Here is a 2,721-nt window from a genome sequence, read left to right on the forward strand (position 1 = left end):
CTACGAACAACGCCAACAGGCGGCAGAACAAAACCAGCTCAGCAGCCTGCAGCGACAGGTGCAGTCGTTGACCCGCCAGCACCAGTCGCTGCAGAACGAATACGGCAGACTGCGCGAACAACTAGCAAGTAAAACCATGAGCGGCGCCCAGACCCAGCATCTGCAAGCCGAAATCCAGCAGCAGCAGCAGATGTTGCAGTCTGAAGAGCAGCGCCTTGCCGGGCTGGCGATACAGCAGGGTGCCACACCCATCCCGGGCATATCCACCAGCCCGCTCACTGCGCAGCCCGGCTATGGCAAAGCGCTGACGGTATACGCCCAGGTCCGGGCCGCCAGCGACGGGGTGCATGTCACCATGCCGGTAAACAGCCTGTTCGGCAGCGACAATCAGCTTTCTGCGGATGGCGAGCAGCGTTTGCAGGCCATTTCCAGCATCCTCAAGCAGACGGCAGCCAGTGAAATACTGGTGCGGGTAGCGCCACAGCCCTTGGGTGCCAATGTTGCCACCCAACGTGCCGAAACCATCCTCCGCACCCTGCGCCGCAACGGTATCCCCGATAAGGTGCTGGCACTGGCTACCGGCGCCGGCCTCAGCACGGGCACGGCCGAACTGCTGTTGGTGAACGCCAGCCCGACTCCGTGACCCGCCTGATTCTCGCCTCGGCCTCACCACGCCGCTTGGCCCTGCTCCAGCAGTTGGGCTATGCGCCAGAGGTTTTAGCCACTGACGTGGATGAGACCCCACGGCCCGGCGAGACCCCAGACGCCCTCGCTCAGCGCCTGGCCCATAGCAAAGCACTCGCTGCGGCTACGGTAAGCCCGGAAGCCATCATCCTGGCGGCAGACACGGTCGTGGCGCTGGGTGATCGCGCCTTCGGCAAGCCCGGCAACTTCGAGGAAGCCATGCAAATGTATACAGTGCTCGGCGGCTTCTGGCATCAAGTGCATACGGCTGTCGCTGTTCTCCATCGAGGCCAGGTAAACCTGCGCCTGTGCAGCAGCGCCGTCCGCCTGCGCCCCCTCAACAGCGCGTAGATGCGTGTCTACTGGGACACCGGCGAACCAGTTGATAAGGCAGGGGCCTATGCGGTTCAGGGCATCGGCGCGGTCTTTGTCAGCGGCTTACAGGGATCTTACAGCGGTGTCATGGGTCTGCCCCTTTTCGAAACGGCGGAGATGCTTGCCGCTTGCGGTTTCTCCCCCCCTTGCCTCTCAGGACATCCATGAGCGAAGAACTGCTGATCAACGTCACCCCCCAGGAAATCCGCGTCGCGCTGGTGGATAACGGCGTCCTCCAGGAGCTCCAGGTCGAGCGCAGTGGTCATCGCGGCCTGGTGGGCAATATCTATAAAGGCATCGTCCGCCGCGTCCTGCCCGGCATGCAGGCTGCTTTCGTTGATGTCGGCCTGGAACGCACAGCCTTCCTCCACGCCGCGGATATTCAGGATGACAGCGAGGAAGTGCAAGGCGAGACGGACATCGAAACCCGTGCTGGCCACCACGAAGTCCGCAACGTCTGCGCCCTGCTCCACGAAGGACAAGAAGTGTTGGTGCAGGTCATCAAGGACCCCCTCGGCAGCAAAGGCGCACGCCTCTCTACCCGCATCACGCTGCCAGGACGTTATCTGGTTTACATGCCCTTTGTGCCGCGCATCGGCGTCTCCACCCGCATTGAATCGCCTGAAGAACGTTTCCGGCTCAAGGAGCAGCTTAAATCCGCGATCCCGCCCGAAGAGGCCGGCGGCTACATCATCCGCACCCTCGCGGAAGGCGTGGAAGAAACCGATTTTGCCGGAGATATCGATTTTCTCCGGCGCCTATGGGACTCCATCCGCGCCCGACTGGAGCGCAGCCCGGCCCCCAGCCAAATTCACAGCGACCTCAACCTCGCCATGCGCATGATGCGTGATGTGATGTCCGACAACATCCAACGGGTACGCATAGATTCGCGGGAAACCGTCGATGCCGCTCTGGCCTTTTGTCAGGGCGTCATCCCGGAAGTGGCTGATCGCATTGAACACTACAGCGGTGAGCGTCCGCTTTTCGATCTTTATAACGTCGAGGACGAAATTGAGCGCGCCCTGCAAAGCCGGGTCACGCTCAAGTCCGGTGCCTACCTCATCATCGACCAGACCGAGGCGCTGACCACGGTGGACGTCAACACCGGCGGCTTCGTGGGACGACGCAATCAGGAAGAAACCATCTTCAAGACCAACCTGGAAGCCGCCGCCGCCATCGCCCGACAGATGCGCCTGCGCAACATCGGCGGCATGATTATCATCGACTTCATCGACATGGAAGACGAGGAGCACAAACGCCGGGTCCAGCGTGCGCTGGAAAAGGGCATCCAGAGCGACCGCACCCGCTGCAACATCACCCAGATATCCTCTCTGGGCCTGGTGGAAATGACCCGCAAACGCACCCGCGAAAGTCTGCGCCAAACCCTCTGCGAGCCCTGCCCCTACTGCCACGGCCGCGGTTTCATGAAAACCGCAGAAACCATCTGCTACGAAGTCCTCCGCGAGATCGTCCGCGAAACCCGCGCCTACCCTGCCGAACGCTTCGTGGTTCTGGCCTCCCCGCAGGTCATGGAGAAGCTGTTAGACGAGGAAAGCACCAGCCTTGCGGCGCTGGAGGAGTTTATCGGCCGACCTATCAAGGTGCAGGCAGAGGCACCTTATACACAGGAGCAGTACGACATCATTCTGATGTGACATTTTT

Annotated in this window: 2 protein-coding genes and 1 pseudogene; all 3 read left to right on the forward strand. The window is 61.4% G+C overall.

What is annotated here, in order from left to right; translation table 11 throughout:
* Window positions 1-643 (forward strand): hypothetical protein (locus AC2VNK_RS05615; RefSeq protein ID WP_486883122.1); only part of this gene is annotated, 643 nt, incomplete at its 5' end.
* Window positions 640-1,227 (forward strand): annotated as a pseudogene (locus tag AC2VNK_RS05620) (Maf family protein). The gene AC2VNK_RS05615 and the pseudogene AC2VNK_RS05620, both read left to right, overlap by 4 nt.
* Window positions 1,224-2,714, forward strand: a complete 1,491-nt coding sequence (gene rng / locus AC2VNK_RS05625; RefSeq protein WP_486883123.1) for a ribonuclease G — start codon at window positions 1,224-1,226, stop codon at window positions 2,712-2,714. The pseudogene AC2VNK_RS05620 and the gene rng overlap by 4 nt, the downstream one beginning before the upstream one ends.
* The last annotated feature ends 7 nt before the right edge of the window (window positions 2,715-2,721 follow it).

It is taken from the genome of Acidithiobacillus sp. TH-A35 (genome assembly GCF_057473505.1).

Coding starts and splice junctions, on each gene's coding strand:
- rng (WP_486883123.1), top strand. CDS start 1,224: ATGAGCGAAGAACTGCTGATCAACGTCACCCCCCAGGAAATCCGCGTC.